This is a genomic window from Subtercola sp. RTI3 (genome assembly GCF_035018625.1).
Classification (GTDB): Bacteria; Actinomycetota; Actinomycetes; order Actinomycetales; family Microbacteriaceae; genus Subtercola; species Subtercola vilae.
Genome location: NZ_JASJXO010000007.1, coordinates 1 through 23,398, shown reverse-complemented (window position 1 = coordinate 23,398; position 23,398 = coordinate 1). Strand labels below are relative to the sequence as shown.

Below are 23,398 nucleotides of genomic sequence, written 5' to 3'. Positions count from 1 at the left end.
TAGGCAGGCTGCTCGCAGCTTTGTTCTCATCACATTTCGACTAGGAGTAACATGAGCGAATTTATTCGGGCACCGCGTGCTCCCCGCTCACGATCACTGAAGACAGCACTCAGCGCCATCGCACTCGTTGGCGCCAGCGCACTTGTCTTGAGCGGTTGTGCATCGGGTGGATCGACAACCAGCAGCAGCAGCTCTGCAGGTACCGGTCTGACGCTGAACATCGGCACGATCCTGCCACAGACAGGATCACTGGCAACCCTCGGGCCGCCCGCCATCGAGGCTGTCAACCTCGCCGCAGCAGACATCAACGCGGCGAACGTCGGCATCACCGTGAACGTGACGCAGAAAGACTCGGGCGACACCAGCACCAACATCGCCACCCAGTCGGTGACCAGCCTTCTGGCGAGCAACGTCTCGGCCATCATCGGCGCTGAGTCGTCGAGTGTGTCGTTGACGGTCATCGACCAGATCGCGAAAGCGGGTGTTGTCGAGATCTCACCCGCCAATACGTCGCCGACGTTCTCGACCTACAACTCGAACAACTTCTACTGGCGCACGGCACCGTCTGACGTTCTGCAGGGCCGCGTGCTCGGCCAGAAGGTTCTGAAAGACGGCGCGACGAACGTGTCGATCCTCTGGCAGAACGACTCGTACGGCCAGGGCCTGCACGACAACGTGACGAAGGCCATCACCGATGGCGGCGGAACCATTGTGGCTGACACCAGCTTCGACCCGAAGGCCACCAGCTTCTCGGCAGAGGTGGGCGCAACGCTCGCACCGAAGCCCGACGCTGTCGTCGTCATCTCGTTCGACCAGATCAAGCAGATCGTTCCCGAGTTCAAGACCGCCGGCTTCGACTTCACGAAGTTCTACGGTTCTGACGGCAACTACGGTGTCATCGACCCGACGTACACCAACGTCGACATCGCCGGCGCGCAGTTCACCAACCCGGGCGTGAAGGCAAGCGATGACTTCGTGTCGAAGCTTGCCGCGCAGACCAGCAAAGACGGCGCGAAGGCGCTGAGCGTGTACAGCTATGCTCCGGAGTCATACGACGCCGTTGTGCTGCTTGCACTCGCTGCTCTGCAGGGCAAGGCGACCGATGGCACCACGCTGAAGAACAACCTACAGAAGGTCTCTGAGGGTGGAACGAAGGCAACGTCGTTCGCCGATGCGGCCAAGCTGATTGCGGCTGGTACCGATGTCGACTACGACGGTCTCTCTGGCCCGATTTCGTTCGCGGCCAACGGTGACCCGCAGCAGGCCTACATCTCGATCTACAAGTACGGCACCGGTAACACGAACGCCTACGAGTCGCAGGAGTTCGGCGACCTGAGCAAGTAGTACCCCGCGGCGGCTACCCTCACCAAGAAGGGCCCCAGCTTCGGCTGGGGCCCTTCTTTCGTCCCTGCGGCCCCGCCCCCCCGCCCCTGCTCGGCTCGCAGTGCACCGAGCACCCCATTGAGGTACGGCTTTTGCACGGTCACAGACCCGTCAAGTGCACAGAATCCGTACCTCAACAGCAGGCGTGCGCGAGCAACGAGCGCTCGCGTGCAGAGACGGGCTTCAGCCGCCCTGCGTGGGCGTGCTGGTGGTGGCGGTGTGGTCGGTGGCCAGCGTGCCGAGGTAGAGCTCGATCACCTTCGGGTCGCTCATCAGGCTGCGGCCCGTGCCCGAGTAGGCGTCGCGGCCCTGGTCGAGCACATAGCCGCGGTCGCAGATCTGCAGAGCGCGGCGCGCATTCTGCTCCACGATCATCACAGAGACGCCGGCACGGTTGATCTGCGCCACGTTGATGAACGTCTCATCCTGGCGCACCGGCGAGAGGCCGGCGCTCGGCTCGTCGAGCAGCAGCAGCGACGGGTTCATCATCAGCGCGCGCGACATGGCAACCATCTGGCGCTCGCCGCCCGAGAGCGACCCCGCGCGTTGCTTCAGGCGTTTTCCGAGTTCAGGGAACAGGTTCGTGACGAACTCGATGCGCTCTTTGTAGGTCTTCGGCTTCTGATACGTGCCCATCTGCAGATTCTCTTCGATGGTCAGGCTCGGAAACACGTTGTTCGACTGCGGCACGAAGCCCACACCCTTGGTGACGAGCTTGTCGGCCTTGAGGCCCGTGATCTCCTCGCCGCTCAGTGAGACGGTGCCCGACCGGATGTTCACCTGGCCGAAGATCGCCTTGAGCAGTGTCGACTTGCCGGCGCCGTTCGGGCCGATGATACCCACGAGCTCGCCGCGCTCGACGTACACGTTGCAACCATTCAGAATATTGACGCCTGGCAGGTAGCCGGCCACCAGGTCGGTGGTTTCGAGAACGATATCCATGGTCACTGTTCCGTTCGGTTCTGTTCTTCGGCGAGTTCTTCGGCCAGCTCCGGGTCGGCCGACACCTCTTCGCGCAGTTCTTCGACGAGGTGCGGGTCGATGTCTTCAGCGACGGCCAGCTGGCCAGTGAGGGTGCCGAGGTCGACATCGTGGTGCGCGCCGAGGTAGGCGTCGATGACGGCTTGGTCTTGCATGACCACACTGGGGTAGCCTTCGGCCACGATCTTGCCCTCGGCCATCACGATCACCCAGTCGGCGATGGTCTGCACCATGTGCATGTCGTGCTCGACGAAGAGAACGGTCATGCCCTGGTCTTTCAGACCCAGGATGTGCCCCAGCAGTGACTGCGTCAGCGCCGGGTTCACCCCGGCCATCGGCTCGTCGAGCATCACCAGGTCGGGGTCGCTCATCAGGGCTCGCGCCATTTCGAGCAGCTTGCGCTGGCCGCCCGAGAGGCTGGCCGCGTAGTCGTCTTTCTTGGTGTCGAGTTTGAAGCGGCCGAGCAGCTCCATGGCCTTCGCGGTGTTGGCCTTCTCCTGGTCGCGCCAGAGAAAGGGCAGCATGGCGCGAAAGATGTTCTCGCCCTTCTGCTTCGTGGCCCCGAGGCGCATGTTCTCCATGACGCTCAGCAGAGCAAGCGACTTGGTGAGCTGAAAGGTGCGCACCATTCCGCGGCGGGCCACCTTGAAGGCGGGCACACCGGCGAGCTTCTGGCCGTCATACGTCCAGTTGCCGCTGTTGGGCTTGTCGAAGCCGGTCAGCAGGTTGAAGAACGTGGTCTTGCCGGCGCCGTTCGGGCCGATGAGAGCCGTGATCATGTTGCGGGGAATCTCGACGTGCTCCACGTTGACGGCCGTGTTGCCGCCGAAGGTTCGGGTCACCGAGTCGGCGATGAGAATCGGGTCGCGTTTCTTCACGCCGGGGCCTACATCGCCGATATAGATCTGTTTTGCGTCGTTCACGTTCACGTCGGTTGTTGCGCTCTGATCAGACACTGAAATACGTCTCCCGTTTCTTGCCGAGAATGCCCTGCGGCCTGAAGATCACCAGGAGCATCAGTGCGACACCCACGATGATGAACCGGATGGGGCCCTGCTGAACCGTGCTGAGCGGCACGATGTGGTTGGTGACGAGAATCGAGAGAATTCCGTCGGAGAGCGACAGCACGACCCAGAAGATGATCGACCCGATGATGGGGCCGAGAACCGTGGTCGCGCCACCGAGCAGAATGATGGTGAACAGAAAGAACGTGGTCTGGGTGCCGAAGTTCTCGGGTTGCAGTGAGGTGGGGATGATCGCCACCACAGCGCCCAGCGCACCGAGCACACCACCGAGGATGAGGGCCTGCATCTTGTAGGCGTACACGTTCTTGCCCAGGCTGCGCACGGCATCCTCGTCTTCACGAATGCCCTTGATGACGCGGCCCCAGGGGCTCCGCATGAGCTGCCAGACCAGAAGGCCGAGCACCAGCACGGCGCCCCAGCCGCAGATGATGATCCACAGGTCGCTCGCGCTGTAGAGCAGCGGCGCTATGCCGTACCGGCCCGGCGGAATGGGGTTGAGCGCGTCGAACGCGGCGCTCGAGCCGTTGATGCCGTCGGAGCCGCCGGTGAAGGGCGCGATCTGCGGGGTCTGCACGGTGTAGCGCACGATCTCCGCCGCCGCGATGGTGACGATGCTGAGATAGTCGGCTCGCAGTCGCAGCGTGGGGATACCGAGGATGAACGCGAAGATCACCGCGCCGATGATGGCGGCGACCAGCGACAGCCAGAACGGAAAACCGAACTTCACGGCCGTGATGGCGAAGAAGTACCCGCCCACCGACATGAAGCCGGCCTGGCCGAAGTTCAGCAGGCCACCGAAACCGAAGTGCACGGCGAGCCCGAGTGCGGCGAGGGCGAAACCGATGGTCTGCGGCGAGAGCAGCTGGCCGAAGGCAAGAGGAATGAAGGTGAAGTCCATGATTCGTACCTAACCGATCCGGTCGCGTTTGCCGAGGATGCCCTGGGGCCTGATCAGCAGAATGATGATGAGCACCACGAGAGCCGCCACGAACTTGAGGTTGGCGGGCAGCCAGATGGTCGAGACTTCGATGAACAGGCCGATGATGATCGACCCGACCAGGGCGCCGAACGCCGTGCCGAGGCCACCGAGGGTGACGGCCGCGAAGATGAGCAGCAGGATGCTCGCCCCCGTGTCCCACCGAATGGTCTGGTAGTAGCCGATCAGTGCACCGGCAATGCCGGCCAGCGCCCCACCGCCGATCCAGACGAGGCGGATGACCCGTTCGACGTTGATACCGGATGCCGCGGCGAGTGCCTTGTTGTCAGACACCGCGCGGGTGGCCTTGCCGATGCGGGTGCGCAGCAGTACGAACGCGACCAGCAGCAGCAGAACGATGCACACGATCGCACCGATGAGGTCGCTCGAACGCAGGTGCACGGGCCCCCAGTTGACAGCGGCTGAGGTGTCGTTCGGCGCGACCAGGGTGCCGGGGCCGAAGATGACCTGGAACGTGTAGCGCAGGGCAAGCGAGAGACCGACGCTCACGATCATGAGCGGAATGAGCGCCACACCCTTCTTTCGAAGGGGCCGCCAGAGACCGAGGTCTTGCACGTAGCCCATCACGCCGCCCAACACCAGGGCACCGATGACGGCGATGGGGCCCGGCAGGCCGAGGGGGCCCGCAAGCACCCAGCCCATCAGGCCACCGAAGGTGACCAGCTCGCCGTGGGCGAAGTTGTTCAGGCCCGTGGTGCCGTAGATGAGCGAGACGCCGATGCAGGCGAGCGCGAGCAGCAGGCCGAAGATGAGCCCACTGGCGAGTCGGGGTACGAGAAGGTCGAACAGACTCGGGCCGCTGCTGGCATCAGACGAGCTCGACCCAGGCGATGTTGTCGATCCGGGGGCGCTGGTCGAGGAGCCGCCGGTCGCCGTGGTGAGCAGGAAGTAGGCCGGAACCCCGGTGCTGTTCGCAGCCACGGTCACCGTGCGCGGGTTGGTGCCGGCACGCGGTACACCGTCTCCGGCTGGCACGCTGGTCTCGTCGAGCTTCACCGTGTAGTCGCCCGCGCCAGGAAGACCCACCGTGACCTTGCCATCGGCACCGCTGACGACGTCGGAGCTGAACCCGCCGCTGCCGGTGACCGTGACCTTGACGCCGGCGACCGCGGCCTTGTTCGAATCGAGTCGAACCCATACGCCGATGCTCTCGGTGGCCGAGGCCGGGTCGATTGTTGCGCTGCGAACGGATGCACTGGCTGGTGCCTCGACCGCCGAAGCGGCCGTGAGCGGCGCTGCGGTCGCTGACAGGGGCGCCATGGAGAGGAGCAGCCCTCCCAACAGTGCTACTGCCGCACCGACGACGGCACGGTGCGAATGTGGGCTGGAACGAGTGGTCACTTCGGTGAACCTCCATGGTGACGGCGAGCGTGTGGTGATCACCCAGCGACTTTGCTGTGATGCCCTCGGTGTGAGAAAAATTACGCTGGCAGTGTGTCGAGCATGTTTCGTGCGCAGTTCGATCATGAAAACTGACTAGAGAGGTAAAGATACATGAGATTGTTTCGGAGGGAATGCCCCGGGCCGCAGAAGACTTAAGATTGACTACCCGCTGCTTTATATGCTTGAGAGGAAACGATGGATCAGCCCGACCCCTTCGGCTTCATTGGACTCACGTACGACGACGTGATGCTCCTGCCCGGTCACACCGACGTGATTCCGAGCGAAGCCGACACCTCCTCACGCCTCACCAAGCGCATCACGCTGGCGGCGCCGCTCGTCTCGAGCGCGATGGACACGGTGACGGAGTCACGCATGGCGATCGCCATGGCGCGCCAGGGCGGTTTCGGGGTCATCCATCGCAACCTCTCGATCGACGACCAGGCGTCGAACGTCGACCAGGTGAAGCGCAGCGAGTCGGGCATGATCACGAACCCCGTGGTCATCACGCCCAACGCCACCGTGGCCGACGCCGACCTGCTCTGCGGGCAGTTCAGGGTCTCCGGCCTTCCGGTCGTCGACGAGGCGAACATTCTCGTGGGCATCATCACCAATCGCGACATGCGCTTCGTCTCCGCGTGGGAGAAGAGCACCACGCTGGTGCGCGACGTCATGACGAAGGCTCCGCTCATCACGGCGCCCGAGGGCATCGACCCCGATGGGGCCATCGCCATCTTCGCTCAGCACAAGATCGAGAAGCTGCCCCTGGTTGACGCGGCAGGTCACCTGCGCGGGCTCATCACGGTCAAAGACTTCGACAAGAGCGAGAAGTACCCGCACGCCACGAAAGACGAAGAGGGCCGCCTTCGGGTCGGCGCCGCAATCGGGTTCTTCGGCGACGCGTGGGAGCGCGCGATGACCCTGGTCGACGCGGGCGTCGACGTTCTGGTGGTCGACACCGCGAACGGCGACAGCGCGGGTGTGCTCGACATCATCCGCCGCCTGAAGGCAGAACCCGCGGCATCCGGTGTCGACATCATCGGCGGCAATGTGGCGACCCGTTCGGGTGCGCAGTCGCTCATCGACGCGGGTGTCGACGCCATCAAGGTGGGCGTGGGCCCCGGCTCCATCTGCACCACGCGTGTGGTCGCGGGTGTGGGCGTGCCCCAGGTCACCGCGGTGTACGAGGCGTCGCTGGCCGCTCGCGAGACGGGTGTTCCGGTCATCGCCGACGGCGGGCTGCAGTACTCGGGTGACATTGCGAAGGCGCTCGTGGCGGGTGCCGACACCGTCATGCTCGGCTCACTGCTCGCCGGCTGCGACGAGAGCCCGGGCGACCTGGTGTTCGTCAACGGCAAGCAGTTCAAGAGCTATCGCGGCATGGGTTCGCTCGGGGCGCTGCAGACGCGCGGCGAGAAGACCTCGTACTCGAAAGACCGCTACTTCCAGGCCGACGTGCCAAGTGACGACAAACTCATTCCCGAGGGCATCGAGGGCCAGGTACCGTATCGCGGCGCGCTGGCGAACGTGGCCTACCAGCTGCTCGGGGGGCTTCGCCAGTCGATGTTCTACGTGGGTGGCCGCACGGTCGACGAGCTGAAGCAGCGTGGCAAGTTCGTACGCATCACGGCAGCCGGGTTGAAGGAGTCGCACCCGCACGACATCCAGATGGTCGTCGAAGCTCCCAACTATCGGCGTTAGACGCCAGCGGGTTGGGGCGGTGCCGTGCGGTTCTTCTGGAGCGCCGGTGCCGCTCTGCTCGTTGTGGCGGTGGTCACCGGATGCACGAGCAGCCAGCCGGTGACGGGGCGGTTCACCGCGGTCATCCCTCTGCCGTCATCGTCGGCCCCGTCAGCCGCAGCGACACCCCTGCCCGCCGATCTCCCGGCAGATCTGTCGGTGGAGATCGAGCAGGAGCGCTCGGACTACGGCATCAGGCAACTCCAGGTGCGCGTCGCGAACGGTGGCGCGACGCCCTACGCCGTGACGAATGTGACGTTCAGCTCGCCGAACTTCGTGGTGCCCGTAGGTAACACCGAGCCCGGGCGCGTTCTGCCCGCACTCTCGCTCGACTTTCCCGTTCTGCTGCCCGCGCCGGTGTGCTCGGGCGATCGGTCTGCTTCGCCGATCGTGACGCTCGACTGGTCGGCGGGCGCCGAGACCGGCCGGTCGACGGTGGTGCCGGCTGACCCGCTCGGGGCGATGAAGCGCATCAACGGGGAGGACTGCCTCGCCGAGAGCGTGGCCGGCATCGTGGACATCGCTCCGGCGGCGCACCTGCGCGTCGACGGTTCGGGGGCTGCGAGTGTGGCGCACATCGACCTCTCGCTCACACCCACTGGTGGTGCCGGGTCGGTGGTCATCGACGGTGTCGGGCCGACCACGCTGCTCGCACCGGCGGGCGGGGCCCTGTCGTGGCCGCTGGCGCTGGCGGTCGACGCCGCGAGTGCCCCCTCGTCGCTCACGCTCGATGTGGAGCCGGGGCGGTGCGAGCCGCACGTGATCGCCGAAGACAAGCGCGGCACCTACCTGCCTCTGACGGTGACGGTGCAACCGGCGGGTGTTTCGGGAACGTACTACCTGCCTCTCGGCGACGCAGAGAAGGCCGAGGTGTACAGCTGGCTGGCCGACCACTGCGGGTTCGGTGCCTCGCCCTAGACTGGGTGGGTGAGTATGGAAAGAGAAATCGGCCGTTCGAAACGAGGCCGCAGGGTCTACGCATTCGACGACATCGCCGTTGTACCGTCGCGTCGAACCCGTGACCCCCAAGACGTTTCGGTTCACTGGGCGATCGACGCGTACCAGTTCGAGATCCCCGTGATCGCTGCTCCGATGGATTCGGTGGTCTCCCCGGCCACCGCCATCGCCATGGGCAAGCACGGCGGCCTCGGAGTGCTCGACCTCGAGGGGTTGTGGACACGGTACGAGAACCCCGAACCTCTGCTCGAGGAGATCCGGTCGCTGCCGGCCGACTCGGCCACGGTACGCATGCAGCAGATCTACGCCGAGCCCATCAAGCCCGAGCTGGTGACGGCGCGGCTGGCCGAGATCCGGGCATCCGGTGTCACCGTTGCAGGCGCGCTCTCGCCGCAGCGCACGCAAGAGCTGTACGAGACCGTCGTGGCTGCGGGCGTCGACCTGTTCTTCATCCGCGGCACCACGGTGTCGGCTGAGCACGTGTCGAAGTCCGTCGAGCCCCTCAACCTCAAGAAGTTCATCTACGAGCTCGATGTTCCTGTCATCGTGGGCGGGGCCGCGACATACACAGCGGCACTGCACCTGATGCGAACCGGTGCTGCCGGGGTGCTGGTGGGCTTCGGCGGAGGAGCGGCGTCGACGACGCGGGCGACGCTGGGCATCCACGCGCCCATGGCGACCGCGGTGGCCGATGTGGCCGGCGCTCGCCGCGACTACATGGACGAGTCGGGCGGCCGCTACGTGCACGTCATCGCCGATGGCGGCCTCGGTACGTCGGGCGACATCGTGAAGGCCATCTCTGTTGGTGCTGACGCCGTGATGCTCGGCTCGGCACTGGCGCGGGCGACCGACGCACCCGGCGGCGGGTACCACTGGGGCCCTGAGGCACACCATTCGCAGTTGCCCCGCGGCAACCGGGTTCACGTGGGCGCTGTGGCGCCGCTCGAGCAGATTCTGTTCGGGCCGTCACCGGTGGCCGACGGTACTGCGAACCTCATCGGGGCGCTTCGCCGCTCGATGGCGACGACCGGGTACTCAGATCTCAAAGAGTTCCAGCGCATCGAGGTCGTCGTCGCGCCGTACGCTCCCTGAGGGCCTGCTTCCTGAGGGTTTGCTCAGGAGGGCTCCGGTAGAATTGATCCAGACAAACAGGGAGTTTCTTCATGGTTGACGTTCGACGGGTCAAGCTGCCCGGGGTCGGTGTACTGCACACCTTCGTGACCGACGACGGCGGCAAAGTGGGCGTCATCGCCCATCGCTCGGGTCACAGCGACCTCATCACCTTCGCCGACGAAGAAGACGGTGCCGAATCGACCAAGGTGTCGCTCCGACTCAGCGAAGACGAGGCCCACACCCTTGCCGAACTGCTCGGCGGCACGCAGATCACCGAGTCGTTGACAGCGCTCGACCAGATTCCGGGGCTCAGCATCGACTGGTTCACGGTCGACTACGAAGACTACATAGCGGGCCAGGAGCTCGGCGACCCCGCCGACCGGGGCGTGGTCGGTGTGACCGTGGTCGCCGTCGTGCGCGGCGAGTCGGCAAACCCAGCACCCGCCTCTGATTTCAAAGTCTTTCCCGGCGACACTCTCGTGGTGGCCGGTTCGCCTGAGAAAGTGGCGAAGGTCTTCAATTTCTTCCGCAGTGGCCAGTACAAGACCAAGAGCGTCGTCGACGCTCCGCCCGGGGGGTAACCGTGCATTTCGGCCCCGACCTCCTCGTTCTCGGCATCCTGTTCGTCATTGCGTACGTACTGGGTCGCCTCGGCAAAGCGATCGGTTTGCCGGCGATCCCGATCTATATGGTCGTCGGGCTTCTGGCGAGCCCGAACTTCCACCTGTTTCCCCTCGATTTCATCCACACCGACTACATCGAACTGATCGCCGTCTTCGGGCTGATCATGCTGCTCTTCAGCCTCGGGCTCGAGTTCGATCAAGACGAGTTCTTCGCCAACGCGGGAAAACTGATCATCTCGGGTGGTTCCTACATTGCGATCAACATGATCGCGGGCTTCGCGTTCGGCTTCCTCGTGGGGTGGGGTACCCGTGAGGCGCTGGTCATCGCGGGCATCACGGCGACCTCGTCGAGCGCCATTGTCACCAAGCTGCTCATCGAGCTCAACCGGCTGGCGAACCGTGAGACCCCCATGATTCTCGGTGTGACGGTGGTCGAAGACATCTTCATCGCCATCTACCTGGCCATCGTCTCGGTGGTACTGAGCGGCGAGACGGCCATCTGGCCGGTGATCGGCAAACTGGGCATCGCGTTCCTGTTCCTGGTGGTGATGTTCTCGGTGGCGCGGTTCGGCGGCAAATGGGTCTCGCGGCTGTTCCGAACCAAAGACGATGAGCTCTTCACCATCCTGTTCTTCGGGCTGGCCATCGCGTTCGGCGGCATCGGCGAGATCCTCGGCGTCACCGACGCCATCGGCGCGTTCCTCATCGGCCTTGTGCTGGGCGCCACGCGCTACCGCAACAAGATCGAGCACATCGCCATCCCCATGCGCGATGTCTTCGGCGCCTTCTTCTTCTTGAACTTCGGGCTCGGGCTCGACCCCTCGCAGTTTCCCGAAGTGATCTGGCCGGTCATCGGCGCGGTCGCAATGACCATGTTGCTCAACATCGGCGCCGGGCAGTTCGTGGCGAAGCTCAACGGGCTTGGCGTTCAGGCGGGCATCAATGCCACGGTCATCCTGCAGAACCGGGGGGAGTTCGCCCTGATTCTGGCGACGCTTGCCCTGGCGGCCGGTCTTGACCCGCGAATACAGGCCTTCGCGGGGCTCTACGTGCTCATCATGGCGGTGGCGGGTCCAATTCTGGCTGCGAACTCGGAGAAGATCGGTGGTGCCCTCCTCGGCACCAAGAAGAAGCGTCTGGCAGCGGCGGCGCAGCAGGCGAAGCGGGAGCGCGACCCGATGCTGCTCGAAGAGATCGCACTGGTCGAAGCGGCCACGGCCACGCTCAGCCCCGGCGAGAACTCAGGAACCGAGGAGTATGTTGATCGAGTCGTCGAGCAGGCCAACAGCCAGAGCGACGCCGAGCACCGCCGCGACAGCGACAGAAACAGCGACGCGGCCCGTGGCACGAACGGCGAGTACTGACGGCGGGCAGTAAGTGGCGTCGAGCACGTGGCGTCGAGCAAATCGCGTCGGGCAAGTCGCGTCGGGCAACTGCCGTCGGGCAACAGTGAGTGAGTACCAGAGCGAGTGAGTGGTGACCTGTGAGTGACGATCGTGGCCAGGCGAAGAGCACACTGACGGTGTTCAGTGTGATGCGCCGGCCCAAGTGGATCAGGGCACTGGTGTTCGCGCTCATTCTCGCGGCAGCCTTCGCGGCCCTCGGCCAGTGGCAGCTGAGCCGCGCGGTGACGTCGAACGGACCGAACCCGAATGCCACCACGGAGGTCGTCGTGCCACTCGAGCAGATCGCCACCGCAGGCCAGCCGGTCTTCGAGACACAAGACGGCCAGATGGTCTCGGTCGACGGGGCCCTCGTCTCTGGCGACTTCTCCATCGTGTCGACCCGGCTGAACGGCGGCGTCGAGGGTTACTGGGTGGTCGGGCGTTACGACCTGAGCACGCCGCAGGGTTCTGCGCCGCTCACGAGCGTGGCGGTGGCCTTGGGCTGGGCATCCGATCAGGCCACGGCACAGACCTCGGCCGACCGCATGAACCAGACCGCGAGCTACCCCGCCGACCAGTTGGTGGGCCGCTACGTTGGCACCGACGGGCCGGTCGTGACGGATGCCCAGAAGAAGGCCACCGCAGCATATGTTCCGACCACCATGGCCATCTCCGCGCTGATCAACACCTGGACCGACTTTCCCGACACGGCCACCGTCTTCGGCGGCTACATCGTCGCATCCACCCCTCCCGCGGGTCTTACCACCATCGACTCACCGGTGCCGCAGCGCACCACTGAGCTCAACTGGCTGAACATCTTCTACGCCATCGAGTGGGTCATCTTCGCCGGCTTCGCCATCTTCTTCTGGTATCGGCTGGTCAAAGACGCGTGGGAACGCGAGACCGAAGAGAGCCAGCTCGAAGAGGCGTACAGCGCGCCCTCGCGTACACAAAGGTAGGATTCAGGTATGCCACTCGAGCCCAAACGCAAGGATTTTCCGCGCATCCGGTCGGGCCTGACGTTCTACCGGGTCTGCTCCATCATCACGGGAACCCTGTTGCTCCTGCTGTGCGTCGAGGTCATTCTCAAGTACACGGCCATCGGCGTCGAGCTCGAACTCGGCGGCTCGCACGGCTTTCTGGCGTTCGTGCCCGACGGCACCGTGAAGGGCGTCAACGTCAGCACGGGCATCCTGATCGTGCACGGCTGGTTCTATGTGGTGTACCTCTTCTCGTGCTTCCAGCTCTGGTCGCGCATGCGCTGGGGTTTCAACCGCTTCATTCTGTTGGCACTCGGTGGCATCATCCCGCTGCTGTCGTACTTTCTCGAGGGTCGCATCGCCCGTGAGATCATCGCTTACCTGAGCGGCCGCGAATCTGCGGCTGCCACCCAACCCGTGGAGGCCTCCCATTAGCACCCCCACCGCCCGACCGGTTCTGGTCGTCGATTTCGGTGCGCAGTATGCGCAACTCATCGCCCGTCGTGTGCGCGAGGCCAGCGTCTATTCCGAGATCGTGCCGCACAACATCACAGCTGCCGAGGTGGCGGCCAAGTCACCCGTCGCAATCGTGCTGAGCGGCGGGCCCTCGAGCGTCTACGAAGAGGGTTCACCCGGGCTTGACCCGGCCATCTTCGAACTCGGTGTTCCTGTGCTCGGCATCTGCTACGGCTTTCAGGTCATGGCACGGGCGCTCGGCGGCGAGGTCGCCAACACGGGGCTCCGTGAGTACGGCGCCACAGACATGACCCTCACGGGCGACGGCGGCGTGCTCATGCGCGACCAGCCCGACGACCAGACGGTGTGGATGAGCCACGGCGATTCTGTTTCGAAGGCACCGGAGGGGTTCACGGTGTTGGCCCGCAGTGCATCCACCCCCGTCGCCGCATTCGGCAACGATGCCACGCGCATGTACGGCGTGCAGTGGCACCCCGAGGTGAAGCACTCGAAGTACGGTCAAGACGTGCTCGAGAACTTTCTGCACACGGCCGCGGGTATCCCGGCCGACTGGAACAGCGGCAACGTCATCGCCGACCAGATCGCGCTGATCCGTGCGCAGGTCGGTTCGGGCAAGGTCATCTGCGGGCTGTCGGGCGGGGTCGACTCGGCCGTGGCCGCGGCAATCGTGCACGAGGCCGTGGGCGACCAGCTCACCTGCGTTTTCATCGACCACGGGCTGCTGCGCTCAGACGAGCGCCGCCAGGTCGAAGAAGACTACGTTGCCTCGACGGGCGTTCGACTGGTGACAGTGGATGCCCGGCAGCAGTTCCTCGACGCTCTCGCGGGCGTCACCGACCCCGAGCAGAAGCGCAAGATCATCGGGCGCGAGTTCATCCGCAGCTTCGAAGCGGCAGCAGAGGCCCTCGTTCTCGAGGCCGCGGCGACCGACGGTGAGCCGGTGAAGTTTCTCGTGCAGGGCACGCTGTACCCCGACGTCGTCGAGTCGGGCGGCGGAACGGGCACAGCCAATATCAAGAGCCACCACAATGTGGGCGGGCTTCCTGAAGACCTGCAGTTCGAGCTCGTCGAGCCGCTGCGTGCACTGTTCAAAGACGAGGTTCGCGCCATCGGGCGCCAGCTCGGGCTGCCAGAGGTCATCGTGGGGCGCCAGCCCTTCCCCGGCCCCGGTCTCGGCATTCGCATCGTGGGCGAGGTGACGTTCGAGCGGCTCGAGCTGCTGCGTGCGGCCGATGCCATCGTGCGGGCCGAGCTGACAGCGGCCGGCCTCGACGGCGAGATCTGGCAGTGCCCCGTGGTGCTGTTGGCCGACGTTCGTTCGGTTGGCGTTCAGGGCGATGGGCGCACGTATGGGCATCCGATCGTATTGCGGCCGGTCTCGAGCGAAGACGCGATGACAGCGGATTGGACGCGGTTGCCGTACGACCTGCTTGCGCGCATCTCGAACCGCATCACCAACGAGGTGGCCGGGGTCAACCGGGTCGTGCTCGACGTCACGTCGAAACCGCCGGGAACCATCGAGTGGGAGTGAGTGGCCTGTAGCCACTCGCTCACAGGCGAGGTTTTTCGGGGGTGTCTAGAAGTACTCCCACGGGGTGATGATGGGTGTCGCACGCCGGGTCTAGAGTGAGCGCATGAAAGTGAGCATCACATGAAATTGATCCGCCTCATCTGGGCGTACGTCAGGCCGCACTGGCACCTCATCGTGGGTGTCGTGGTCTTTCAGCTTGCCCAGGCCATTGCGTCGCTCTACCTGCCCACGCTGAACGCCGACATCATCGACCAGGGCGTGGCCACTGGCGATACGGGGTACATCCTGGGCATCGGCGGCCTCATGCTGGCCATCACACTGGTGCAGGTGGTGTGCGCCATCGTCGCGGTGTACTTCGGGGCGAAGCTGGCGATGGCCCTTGGGCGTGACCTGCGGCTCGCGGTGTTCACCCGGGTGGGGGAGTTCTCCGAGCGTGAGGTGTCACAGTTCGGTGCACCGTCGCTCATCACGCGCACGACCAATGACGTACAGCAGGTTCAGATGCTGGTGCTCCTGACCTGCACGCTGCTGGTGTCGGCCCCCATCCTCGCGGTGGGCGGGGTCATCATGGCGCTCTCGCTCGACGTTCCCCTGTCGGGAATCATCGCGGTTGCAGTTCCTGTTCTGCTGGTGGTGCTGGCGCTCATCATCGTGCGTATGGTGCCGCTGTTCAGGCTGATGCAGAAGCGCATCGACACAGTGAACGGGGTGTTGCGTGAGCAGCTGACGGGCATCCGGGTGGTTCGAGCGTTCGTTCGCGAGCGGGTCGAGACGTCTCGCTTCGCGCTGGCGAACCGCGACGTGACCGACACGGCGCTGCGGGCCGGGCGGCTCTTCGCGCTGATGTTTCCCATCGTTCTGCTCGTGATGAACGTGTCGAGTGTGGCCGTGCTGTGGTTCGGCGCCTTTCGCATCGACGAGGGATCGATGCAGATCGGCACACTCACCGCGTTTCTCACCTACCTCGTGCAGATTCTCATGGCCGTCATGATGGCCACGTTCATGGCCATTCTCATCCCGCGGGCGTCGGTGTGTGCCGACCGCATCACCGAGGTGCTCGACACCCCCTCAACCGTGGTGCTGCCGACGAATCCGGTGACGTCGGTTCTCGAGCACGGTCTCATCGAGCTCGACAATGCGAGCTTCGCTTACCCGGGAGCAGACCAGCCGGTGCTGTTGAACCTCACGTTCGTGGCGTCGCCCGGCAAGACCACGGCCATCATCGGCAGCACCGGGTCGGGCAAGACCACGCTGGTGAACATGCTGCCGCGACTCTTCGATGCAACCGAAGGTGAGGTTCGGGTCGACGGGGTGAATGTGCGAGACCTCGACCCCGACCTGCTCTGGGGCAAGATCGGTCTCGTGCCGCAGAAGCCGTACCTCTTCTCGGGCACGGTGGCCTCGAACCTGCGCTACGGCAAGCCCGACGCGAGCGACGACGAACTGTGGGCGGCGCTCGACACTGCGCAGGCGCGCAGCTTCGTCGCCGAGATGGAGGGCGGGCTCGAAGCGCCCATCGCGCAGGGCGGCACCAACGTGTCGGGCGGTCAGCGGCAGCGCCTCGCCATTGCGCGGGCGCTCGTGAAGCGGCCCGAGATCTACGTGTTCGACGACTCGTTCTCGGCGCTCGACCTGGCGACGGATGCCCGGCTGCGGCAGGCGTTGCGGCGCGACGTGCGCGGGGCCACGATGGTCGTGGTAGCGCAGCGCGTCTCGACGATCATTGACGCCGACCAGATTCTCGTGCTCGAAGACGGGCAGATCGTCGACCGTGGAACCCACTCCGAGCTGCTCGAGCAGTCGGAGACGTACCGCGAGATCGTTCAGTCGCAACTGACGGCGGAGGAGGCGGCATGAGTGAGGCGCGGGGTTCAGGCGCGGGCGCCGGTGGGCCTGCTCGTGAGGTCGGTGGCGGTACCAGCGCGGGTGCCGGCGGCACGGCGGCAGACGATGCCGCGCCCGTGCGCACTCCTGTGCGGCGTGGGCCGGGCGGGGGTGGGCCCTTCGGCGGAGCGGGCATGCCGGCCGAGAAGTCGAAGGCCTTCGGGCCGTCGGCGAAGCGGCTGCTCGGCCGGCTTCGCCCCGAACGCGCCCTCATCGTGGTCGTCACGCTGCTGGCGGTCGTCAGCGTGACCCTGTCGGTGCTCGGGCCGCGCATGCTCGGCAGCGCCACGAACCTCATCTTCGCGGGAGTACTCTCGAAGCAGCTGCCGGCCGGTGAGACACAGGCGCAGGTCATTGCGGCGCTGCGGGCATCCGGAAAGTCGTCGCAGGCCGATCTCCTGGGCGGGGTGACGCTCACGCCCGGTGCGGGAATCGACTTCACGCAGCTGAGCGTGGTGCTGACGACCGTGCTGCTCATCTACATCGCCGCATCGGTGTTCAGCTGGGCGCAGTCGTATCTGCTGAACGGGGTGGTGCAGCGCACCGTGTTCCGTCTTCGCGGCGACGTCGAAGACAAGATCAACACGCTGCCGCTCGGCTACTTCGACACCATGCCGCGCGGCGAGCTGCTCAGCCGCGTGACGAACGACATCGACAACGTGTCGCAGAGCCTGCAGCAGTCGTTGTCGCAGATCATGACGTCGTTGCTCACCGTCATCGGCGTCATCACAATGATGTTCGTCATCTCGCCGTTGCTCGCGCTCATCGCGCTGGTGACGATTCCCTTGACGCTGTTCGTGACCACCATGGTGGCGAAGCGTTCGCAGAAGCTGTTCGTGGCGCAGTGGAAGCACACGGGTACCCTGAACGCGCGTATCGAAGAGAGTTACAGCGGCCACGCGCTCGTGAAGGTGTTCGGTCGGCACCGCGAGATCACCGAGGTGTTCCGCCAGAAGAACGACGAGTTGTACAAGGCGAGCTTCGGGGCGCAGTTCGTCTCGGGCATCATCATGCCCTCAATGATGTTCATTGGAAACCTCGTCTACGTGGCCATCGCTGTGGTGGGCGGGCTCATGGTTGCGAGCGGGTCGCTGAGCCTGGGTGACGTTCAGGCGTTCATCCAGTACTCGCGGCAGTTCACCCAGCCGCTCAGCCAGCTCGGGTCGATGGCCAACGTGCTGCAGTCGGGTGTTGCCTCGGCCGAGCGCGTCTTCGAGTTGCTCGATGCCGACGACCAGATACCTGACCCGGTGCCGGCCGAAACTCCCGCGGGCGACCGGGGCAGGCTCGTCTTCGAGAACGTCTCGTTTCGCTACACGCCCGACCGCCCCCTCATCGACGACCTCTCGCTGGTCGCGTTGCCGGGCCAGACCGTGGCCATCGTCGGGCCGACAGGGGCCGGCAAGACCACTCTGGTGAACCTGATCATGCGGTTCTACGAGCTCGACTCCGGCCGCATCACACTCGACGGCACAGACATCGCCTCGATGACACGCGACGACCTGCGGGGCCGCACCGGAATGGTGCTGCAAGACACCTGGCTGTTCGGTGGCACGATTCACGACAACATCGCCTACGGCAACCCCGCCGCGACAGAAGAGCAGATTCTGGCCGCCGCGCAGGCGACCTACGTCGACCGCTTCGTGCACTCATTGCCCGAGGGCTACGACACCGTGCTGAACGATGAGGCCGACAACGTGAGCGCGGGTGAGAAGCAGCTCATCACCATCGCGCGGGCTTTTCTCGCTCAGCCGTCGGTGCTGATTCTCGACGAGGCCACGTCGTCGGTCGACACGCGAACCGAGGTTCTGGTTCAGCGCGCGATGTCGGCGCTGCGGGCAGACCGCACCAGCTTTGTCATCGCGCACCGGTTGTCGACCATTCGTGACGCTGACCTCATTCTGGTAATGGAGGCGGGGCGCATCGTCGAGCAGGGAACGCACGAGGTGCTTCTGGCGGCGGGTGGGGCATACGCGAACCTGTACAACGCGCAGTTCGCGGCGGCGCTGAGCGACTGAGCGGCCCCGAACGACGAAGGGCCCGTCTCCCGACGGGCCCTTCGTGTTGCCGGTGAGCGGCAGCAGACTAGTTGCGTGCGATGGCGAACATGCGCAGCAGCTGCGTGTACAGAAAGACGAGCGTGACCACGAGGCCGAACGCAGCCGACCAGCCGTACTTGCGGGGCGCACCCGCAGTGACGCCGGTCTTGATCTGGTCGAAGTCGAGCACCAGCATGTACGCCGCAAGCAGCGTGGCAACGACGCCCAGCACCACGCCGAGCGGGATGCCGAAGAGATGAACCGAGCTGCTGAGGCCGAACGCGTCTTTGTTCACGCCGGTCATGACAAGCACGAAGTTCACGAGCGAGAACACCGCGTAGCCGATCAGGGCGATCATGAAGATCTTGGTGTTGCGCTTCGAGGCGCGAATCTTGCCGCTCGCGAACAGGGCCAGCGTCACGGCGAACACGCAGATGGTGGCGATGACAGCCTGAACAACCACACCCGGGAACAGTCTCTCGAAGAACGAGGAGATCGCACCGATGAACAGACCCTGGGCGCCCGCGTAGAGCAGAATCAGCGGAGCCGACGGCTCGCGCTTGAAGATGTTGACCATGGCGAGGCCGAAGCCGATGAGCGCGCCAGGGATGGCGAGCGCGGGAATCTGCCAACCCACCGCAGCGAACGCGAGCAGCACGATGAAGCTGATGCCCGTCTTGACGATGACATCGTCGTAGCTCATGCGATCAGTGTCGGCGGCGGTCGCGGTAGGCGCGTCGTACATCGCCTGCAGGCCGTCGGCCGAAAGTGTGGCCGAGGGCTTCACCGGCGCCTTACCGTTGAACACGGGATTTCGTGAAAAGGCCGGATTCTGGCTTGCCAATGGGTTCCCCTTGTCAGTGTGTCGAGTGTCAGTGCGTCGAGCATTCTCGGTGCCTCGACTGCGGTCGTTGTGTAGGCACAAATCTATCGGGTGGTTCCGCAGATTTGCTGGATGTTCACATCTGTTAACGATCGCCCTGAGTTTCACGCTCGGTGGTCGCTGTCGGTGGGGTCGCCTAAACTTGAGTGGATATGAACTCGCCTTCTGACCCGCACGCCCACAGCTCGACGCCCGTCATCGTCGGCGGCCCCGGTTCGGGTGGCGCAGCCGGCGGTTCTGGCGGGGGGGCGAGCTTTCACGACGCCCTGCTCGACGGGCTGAACCCCCAGCAGCGTGTCGCGGTCGAGTACCGCGGGCCGGCGCTGCTCATCGTGGCGGGCGCTGGTTCTGGCAAGACCAGTGTGCTCACCCGCCGCATCGCCGGGCTGATCGACAGTCGGGAGGCCTGGCCCAGCCAGATTCTCGCCATCACCTTCACGAACAAGGCCGCGGCCGAGATGCGCGAGCGTGTGGGCGCACTGCTCGGGCAGACGGCTGAGGGCATGTGGATCTCGACGTTCCACTCCGCGTGCGTGCGCATCCTGCGCCGCGAGGCAGAGAACTTCGGCTTCACCAAGAGCTTCACTATCTACGACTCGCACGATTCCCGCACGCTCATCAAGCGCATCATCAAAGACCTGCAGGCCGACACGTTCGGTTTCACCGTGTCGGGTGTGGCCGGCAAGATCTCGAAGCTGAAGAACGAGCTGGCTGACGCCGACAGCTACGCCCGCACCGCGAACTTCAACGACCCGCAAGAAGAGATCTTCGTCGAGATCTTTCGCCAGTACACCCGCAGCCTGAGCGCGGCCAACGCGTTCGACTTCGATGACCTCATCGGGCAGACCGTCTACCTGTTCCGGGCGTTTCCGCACGTCGCAGAGACGTATCGGCGACGGTTTCGGCACATTCTGGTCGACGAATACCAAGACACCAACCACGCGCAGTACGCGCTCATTCGCGAGCTCACCCTGCCGGTCGGAGAGAACGACGACGACAGCTATGCCCTGGTGCACGGCTTCGACGGCCAGCGAACCGCAGGGCTGCCCGGTGCCTCGCTCACCGTGGTGGGCGACTCCGACCAGTCGATCTACGCCTTCCGCGGTGCAGACATCCGCAACATCGTCGAGTTCGAGCGCGACTTCCCCGGCGCCACCACGGTGCTGCTCGAGCAGAACTACCGGTCGACCCAGAACATCCTCACGGCCGCCAACGCCGTCATCTCGAACAACTTCGACCGCAAAGACAAAAAACTCTGGACCGACGTGGGTGACGGCGAGAAGATCATCGGGTTCACAGGGTACAGCGGGCACGACGAGGCGCAGTTCGTGGCCGACGAGATCGCGACGCTGCACGAGAGCGGCACCCCGTACAAAGACGTGGCTGTGTTCTACCGCACCAACGCCCAGACCCGTGCGCTCGAAGAGATCTTCATCAGAGCCGCTGTTCCGTATCGGGTGCTGGGTGGTACCCGATTTTACGAGCGAGCCGAGATCAAAGATGTGCTGGCGTACCTCATTGCGGTGGCGAACCCGTTCGATGCGATGGCGCTGCGGCGCATTCTGAATACCCCCAAGCGTGGAATCGGGCCCGCCACCGAGACGGCACTCGCGGTCTTCGCGGAGACGAACGAGGTCAGCTACCGAGATGCGATGCGCCGGTCGAGTGAACTCGGTCTCGGGCCGAAGGTGACCACGGCCATCCTCGATCTCGCGGTGTTGCTCGACGAGGCCACGGCCCTCATCGACCCCGACCGCGCTGAAGGACCGGCACCGGTCAGCGAAGTTCTGGCATTGCTGCTCGAACGCAGCGGCTACGTCGTTGCGTTGCGGGCCGGGCGTGACCCGCAAGACGAGGCGCGCGCCGAGAACGTCGAAGAGCTGCTCGCCGTCACCAAAGAGTTCGCGAAGAACAATCCGGGCGGCCAGCTGGTCGACTTTCTCACCGAGGTCTCACTCGTTGCCGCCGCCGACGAACTCGACGACACCAGCGGAACGGTGTCACTCATGACCCTGCACACCGCGAAGGGGCTCGAATACGAGGCGGTGTTCTTGACGGGTGTCGAAGAAGACCTGCTGCCGCACCGCATGTCGGCATCGGAGCCGGGCGGGCCCGCCGAAGAGCGACGCCTGTTCTACGTGGGCATCACCCGTGCCCGAAAGCGGCTCTACCTGTCGCTGGCCATGACGCGCGCGCAGTACGGCGAGACTGCTGTGGCGATGCCGAGCCGTTACCTGCAGGAGATCCCTGCCGACCTCATCGACTGGCGGCAGTCTCCGGGTATGGCCACCTCGCGGGGCGGCACTCAGCCTCGAGCCCTGAACGCGAACCGGCCCGGCGGATTCAGTACTCGTTCGTCTATTCGAGCGAGCGACTCGCTCTCGTTCAGCGAGTCATCACTGCCGCCCGCCCCGCGCACGAAAGCCGAGTGGCCGAACCGCATCACTGCGCAGGTGCGCGACAACGGTGACCTCGAGCTGCAGCCCGGAGACCGCATCCGGCACACCGACTTCGGTGAGGGCCGCGTGAACGCCGTCACCGGTGAGGGCACCAAGCGCGTGGCCCACGTGCAGTTCGATGCCGCCGGCTCGAAGAAGCTGCTCATCAAAATCGCCCCCATCGAAAAAATCGCGTAACCCGCGCGCCTTTCGCCTCCGTTCGTGAGACCGGTGCGGCGAAGTGAGGTGCGCACATCGGTCTCATTTCGTCGCAGAGGTCTCAGCTGTCGAACCAGCGGCCGCGGCGGGTGGCCTCGCTGCGCGCTCGGCGGGGGAGCGGCGGCGGTTACAGGGAGGCGTTCAGAGAGAGGCGCGGAGCCGGCGGAGATACAGGTCGCGGGGGAAGTGGCGAACGCTGAGGGGCAGGCGCGGGTAGACGAGCGCGAGGGCGGCGAAGATGCGGTCGAAGCGTCGCTGGTCGCGGGCGCTCCAGGGCAGCACGAAGGCGCGGCGGAGTTCGGGTGGGAGCAGGCCCGCGGTCAACAGCCGCACGAGGGGCATCGCGGCGCGCAACCACAGCGGAGCGGTGCGCGGGTGCAGCAGGTCGTGCGCCACTCGGCGTGCGTCGTCGGTGACGTGCAGTTCGGTGAGGGCGGTGTTCCAGTAGAGCTCGAATGCGGCGAGGTCGCGCGGCCAGAGTTCTGCTGGAACCTGCAGGGCGGTTCCGAGCACTCCGAACCCTCGGTAGACCTCGACGGCCTCCACCTCGCCGAGTTTGCCGAACACCCTCTCGTAGACCTGGGCGGCCGTCTGGTAGAGCGTGGCCGCGACCCACAGCTGTGCCCGCCGGTCGAAAGCGTTGTACACCCGCGGATTCGTACCCGCGCTCCTTCGCGCGTGGGCGCCGGCTGCGGTGGCAGCCGCGAGGGACGCCGCGCCGGAGGTGGGGCGCGGGGGTGATGAGAGGGCTGTGTCGGGGGTGGGGTGCGAGGCCAATGAGGGGGCGGTGTCAGAGGTGGAGGCGCGGGAGCTGTGCACGGGGAGGTGAGCGGCGGTGACGCGGCGGACGACCTCGGCGCGTTCTTCGGGGGAGCCGAAGACGGTGGTGTAGGTGTACGTGACGGTGTTGTGGAAGCGGTCGAGGGGGCGATTGGCGAAGTCGCTGTGGTCGGCGACGCCGTAGCCGACGGCGGGGTGGGCGATCTGCAACAGGATCGCCCGCCCGCCGCCGGCCAGCAGGATAGCCTCGGCCGCTACGTCAGTGAACACGCTCATGGTTCGAGCCTATGCGCGCTTTGTGAGGTTGCACGTGCGTTCGGGTACGCGAACGCGGACGCCTGCGCTCAGGCGCGTGCGTGCGGCTTCTGACCGGCGCGACGGCCGCCTCGCAGACGACCGCGCTTGAGAAGAGGCAGCAGGAAGAGGGCAGCACCGACGATCATCGCGCCAGACACCGCGACGATGACGGGGATCGCCGGCGGGGTGAGTCCCGTGGAGGGCAGCGTGCCGACGGGCCCGGAACCACCCGACTGCGCGCCGCCGTGCAGTGGAGCGATCGTGGGCTGTCTCTTATACACATCTG

The 23,398-nt window shown here is 65.2% G+C and carries 19 protein-coding genes; 12 read left to right on the top strand and 7 right to left on the bottom strand.

What is annotated here, in order from left to right; genetic code table 11:
* Nucleotides 1-51 precede the first annotated feature (51 nt).
* The gene (locus QN358_RS04415; RefSeq protein ID WP_136641145.1) at nt 52-1,344 is read left to right on the top strand and encodes an ABC transporter substrate-binding protein; all 1,293 of its coding nucleotides are present in this window, start codon (nt 52-54) and stop codon (nt 1,342-1,344) included.
* Between the two features lie 222 nt (nt 1,345-1,566).
* On the opposite strand, the gene QN358_RS04410 is transcribed toward QN358_RS04415, so the two are convergent.
* From QN358_RS04410 to QN358_RS04395, 4 genes are read right to left on the bottom strand one after another with little or no spacing between them, the layout of a single operon-like run.
* Nucleotides 1,567-2,325 (bottom strand): ABC transporter ATP-binding protein, encoded by a 759-nt coding sequence (locus tag QN358_RS04410; protein WP_136641146.1) that lies wholly within the window; start codon nt 2,323-2,325, stop codon nt 1,567-1,569.
* Nucleotides 2,326-2,327: 2 nt separating this feature from the next.
* The gene (locus tag QN358_RS04405; RefSeq protein ID WP_136641172.1) at nt 2,328-3,293 is read right to left on the bottom strand and encodes an ABC transporter ATP-binding protein; all 966 of its coding nucleotides are present in this window, start codon (nt 3,291-3,293) and stop codon (nt 2,328-2,330) included.
* Nucleotides 3,294-3,312: 19 nt separating this feature from the next.
* Nucleotides 3,313-4,287 (bottom strand): branched-chain amino acid ABC transporter permease, encoded by a 975-nt coding sequence (locus QN358_RS04400; RefSeq protein ID WP_136641147.1) that lies wholly within the window; start codon nt 4,285-4,287, stop codon nt 3,313-3,315.
* A gap of 9 nt (nt 4,288-4,296) precedes the next feature.
* Complete coding sequence (locus QN358_RS04395) at nt 4,297-5,727, bottom strand: branched-chain amino acid ABC transporter permease (RefSeq protein ID WP_237280265.1); 1,431 nt, start codon at nt 5,725-5,727, stop codon at nt 4,297-4,299.
* A gap of 237 nt (nt 5,728-5,964) precedes the next feature.
* Between QN358_RS04395 and guaB the strand changes: the two genes are divergently transcribed.
* The 10 genes from guaB (at nt 5,965) to QN358_RS04345 (ending at nt 18,474) form a co-directional block, all read left to right on the top strand.
* Nucleotides 5,965-7,467 (top strand): IMP dehydrogenase, encoded by a 1,503-nt coding sequence (gene guaB / locus QN358_RS04390; RefSeq protein WP_323511713.1) that lies wholly within the window; start codon nt 5,965-5,967, stop codon nt 7,465-7,467.
* A 24-nt stretch (nt 7,468-7,491) separates the two neighbouring features.
* Nucleotides 7,492-8,424, top strand: a complete 933-nt coding sequence (locus tag QN358_RS04385; RefSeq protein WP_323511712.1) for a hypothetical protein — start codon at nt 7,492-7,494, stop codon at nt 8,422-8,424.
* A 15-nt stretch (nt 8,425-8,439) separates the two neighbouring features.
* Nucleotides 8,440-9,555 (top strand): GuaB3 family IMP dehydrogenase-related protein, encoded by a 1,116-nt coding sequence (locus tag QN358_RS04380; RefSeq protein ID WP_136641174.1) that lies wholly within the window; start codon nt 8,440-8,442, stop codon nt 9,553-9,555.
* A gap of 71 nt (nt 9,556-9,626) precedes the next feature.
* Nucleotides 9,627-10,157 (top strand): cation:proton antiporter regulatory subunit, encoded by a 531-nt coding sequence (locus tag QN358_RS04375; protein WP_136641150.1) that lies wholly within the window; start codon nt 9,627-9,629, stop codon nt 10,155-10,157.
* A gap of 2 nt (nt 10,158-10,159) precedes the next feature.
* Nucleotides 10,160-11,563 (top strand): cation:proton antiporter, encoded by a 1,404-nt coding sequence (locus tag QN358_RS04370; protein ID WP_323511711.1) that lies wholly within the window; start codon nt 10,160-10,162, stop codon nt 11,561-11,563.
* A gap of 119 nt (nt 11,564-11,682) precedes the next feature.
* The gene (locus tag QN358_RS04365) at nt 11,683-12,543 is read left to right on the top strand and encodes an SURF1 family cytochrome oxidase biogenesis protein (RefSeq protein WP_136641152.1); all 861 of its coding nucleotides are present in this window, start codon (nt 11,683-11,685) and stop codon (nt 12,541-12,543) included.
* Between the two features lie 9 nt (nt 12,544-12,552).
* A complete protein-coding gene (locus QN358_RS04360) occupies nt 12,553-12,999 on the top strand; it encodes a DUF3817 domain-containing protein (protein WP_136641153.1) in 447 nt (148 codons plus the stop codon).
* Nucleotides 12,995-14,572 carry a glutamine-hydrolyzing GMP synthase gene (gene guaA, locus QN358_RS04355; RefSeq protein ID WP_136641154.1) on the top strand — a complete coding sequence of 526 codons (1,578 nt, stop codon included), beginning with the start codon at nt 12,995-12,997 and terminating at the stop codon, nt 14,570-14,572. The genes QN358_RS04360 and guaA overlap by 5 nt, the downstream gene beginning before the upstream one ends.
* 120 nt (nt 14,573-14,692) lie before the next feature.
* Nucleotides 14,693-16,429 carry an ABC transporter ATP-binding protein gene (locus QN358_RS04350; protein WP_323511710.1) on the top strand — a complete coding sequence of 579 codons (1,737 nt, stop codon included), beginning with the start codon at nt 14,693-14,695 and terminating at the stop codon, nt 16,427-16,429.
* Nucleotides 16,426-18,474: an ABC transporter ATP-binding protein gene (locus QN358_RS04345; RefSeq protein WP_136641156.1), complete on the top strand. Its 2,049-nt coding sequence runs from the start codon at nt 16,426-16,428 to the stop codon at nt 18,472-18,474. Before QN358_RS04350 ends, QN358_RS04345 begins: the two co-directional genes overlap by 4 nt.
* A 67-nt stretch (nt 18,475-18,541) precedes the next feature.
* Here QN358_RS04345 and QN358_RS04340 read toward each other — a convergent pair whose 3' ends face one another.
* Nucleotides 18,542-19,339, bottom strand: coding sequence for a Bax inhibitor-1/YccA family membrane protein (locus QN358_RS04340; RefSeq protein ID WP_136641157.1), 798 nt, complete (start codon nt 19,337-19,339; stop codon nt 18,542-18,544).
* 191 nt (nt 19,340-19,530) lie between these two features.
* Between QN358_RS04340 and QN358_RS04335 the strand changes: the two genes are divergently transcribed.
* Complete coding sequence (locus QN358_RS04335; RefSeq protein ID WP_323511709.1) at nt 19,531-22,014, top strand: ATP-dependent helicase; 2,484 nt, start codon at nt 19,531-19,533, stop codon at nt 22,012-22,014.
* A gap of 162 nt (nt 22,015-22,176) precedes the next feature.
* Here the strand turns inward: QN358_RS04335 and QN358_RS04330 are convergent, their stop codons facing one another.
* Together QN358_RS04330 and QN358_RS04325 are read right to left on the bottom strand one after the other, a co-directional pair.
* Nucleotides 22,177-23,091, bottom strand: coding sequence for an oxygenase MpaB family protein (locus tag QN358_RS04330; protein ID WP_323511708.1), 915 nt, complete (start codon nt 23,089-23,091; stop codon nt 22,177-22,179).
* 68 nt (nt 23,092-23,159) lie between these two features.
* Nucleotides 23,160-23,398 (bottom strand): hypothetical protein (locus tag QN358_RS04325; RefSeq protein WP_323511707.1); only part of this gene is annotated, 239 nt, incomplete at its 5' end.

Coding starts and splice junctions, on each gene's coding strand:
- QN358_RS04415 (WP_136641145.1), top strand. CDS start 52: ATGAGCGAATTTATTCGGGCACCGCGTGCTCCCCGCTCACGATCACTG.
- QN358_RS04410 (WP_136641146.1), bottom strand. CDS start 2,325: ATGGATATCGTTCTCGAAACCACCGACCTGGTGGCCGGCTACCTGCCA.
- QN358_RS04400 (WP_136641147.1), bottom strand. CDS start 4,287: ATGGACTTCACCTTCATTCCTCTTGCCTTCGGCCAGCTGCTCTCGCCG.
- guaB (WP_323511713.1), top strand. CDS start 5,965: ATGGATCAGCCCGACCCCTTCGGCTTCATTGGACTCACGTACGACGAC.
- QN358_RS04380 (WP_136641174.1), top strand. CDS start 8,440: ATGGAAAGAGAAATCGGCCGTTCGAAACGAGGCCGCAGGGTCTACGCA.
- QN358_RS04375 (WP_136641150.1), top strand. CDS start 9,627: ATGGTTGACGTTCGACGGGTCAAGCTGCCCGGGGTCGGTGTACTGCAC.
- QN358_RS04360 (WP_136641153.1), top strand. CDS start 12,553: ATGCCACTCGAGCCCAAACGCAAGGATTTTCCGCGCATCCGGTCGGGC.
- QN358_RS04350 (WP_323511710.1), top strand. CDS start 14,693: ATGAAATTGATCCGCCTCATCTGGGCGTACGTCAGGCCGCACTGGCAC.
- QN358_RS04345 (WP_136641156.1), top strand. CDS start 16,426: ATGAGTGAGGCGCGGGGTTCAGGCGCGGGCGCCGGTGGGCCTGCTCGT.
- QN358_RS04335 (WP_323511709.1), top strand. CDS start 19,531: ATGAACTCGCCTTCTGACCCGCACGCCCACAGCTCGACGCCCGTCATC.
- QN358_RS04330 (WP_323511708.1), bottom strand. CDS start 23,091: ATGAGCGTGTTCACTGACGTAGCGGCCGAGGCTATCCTGCTGGCCGGC.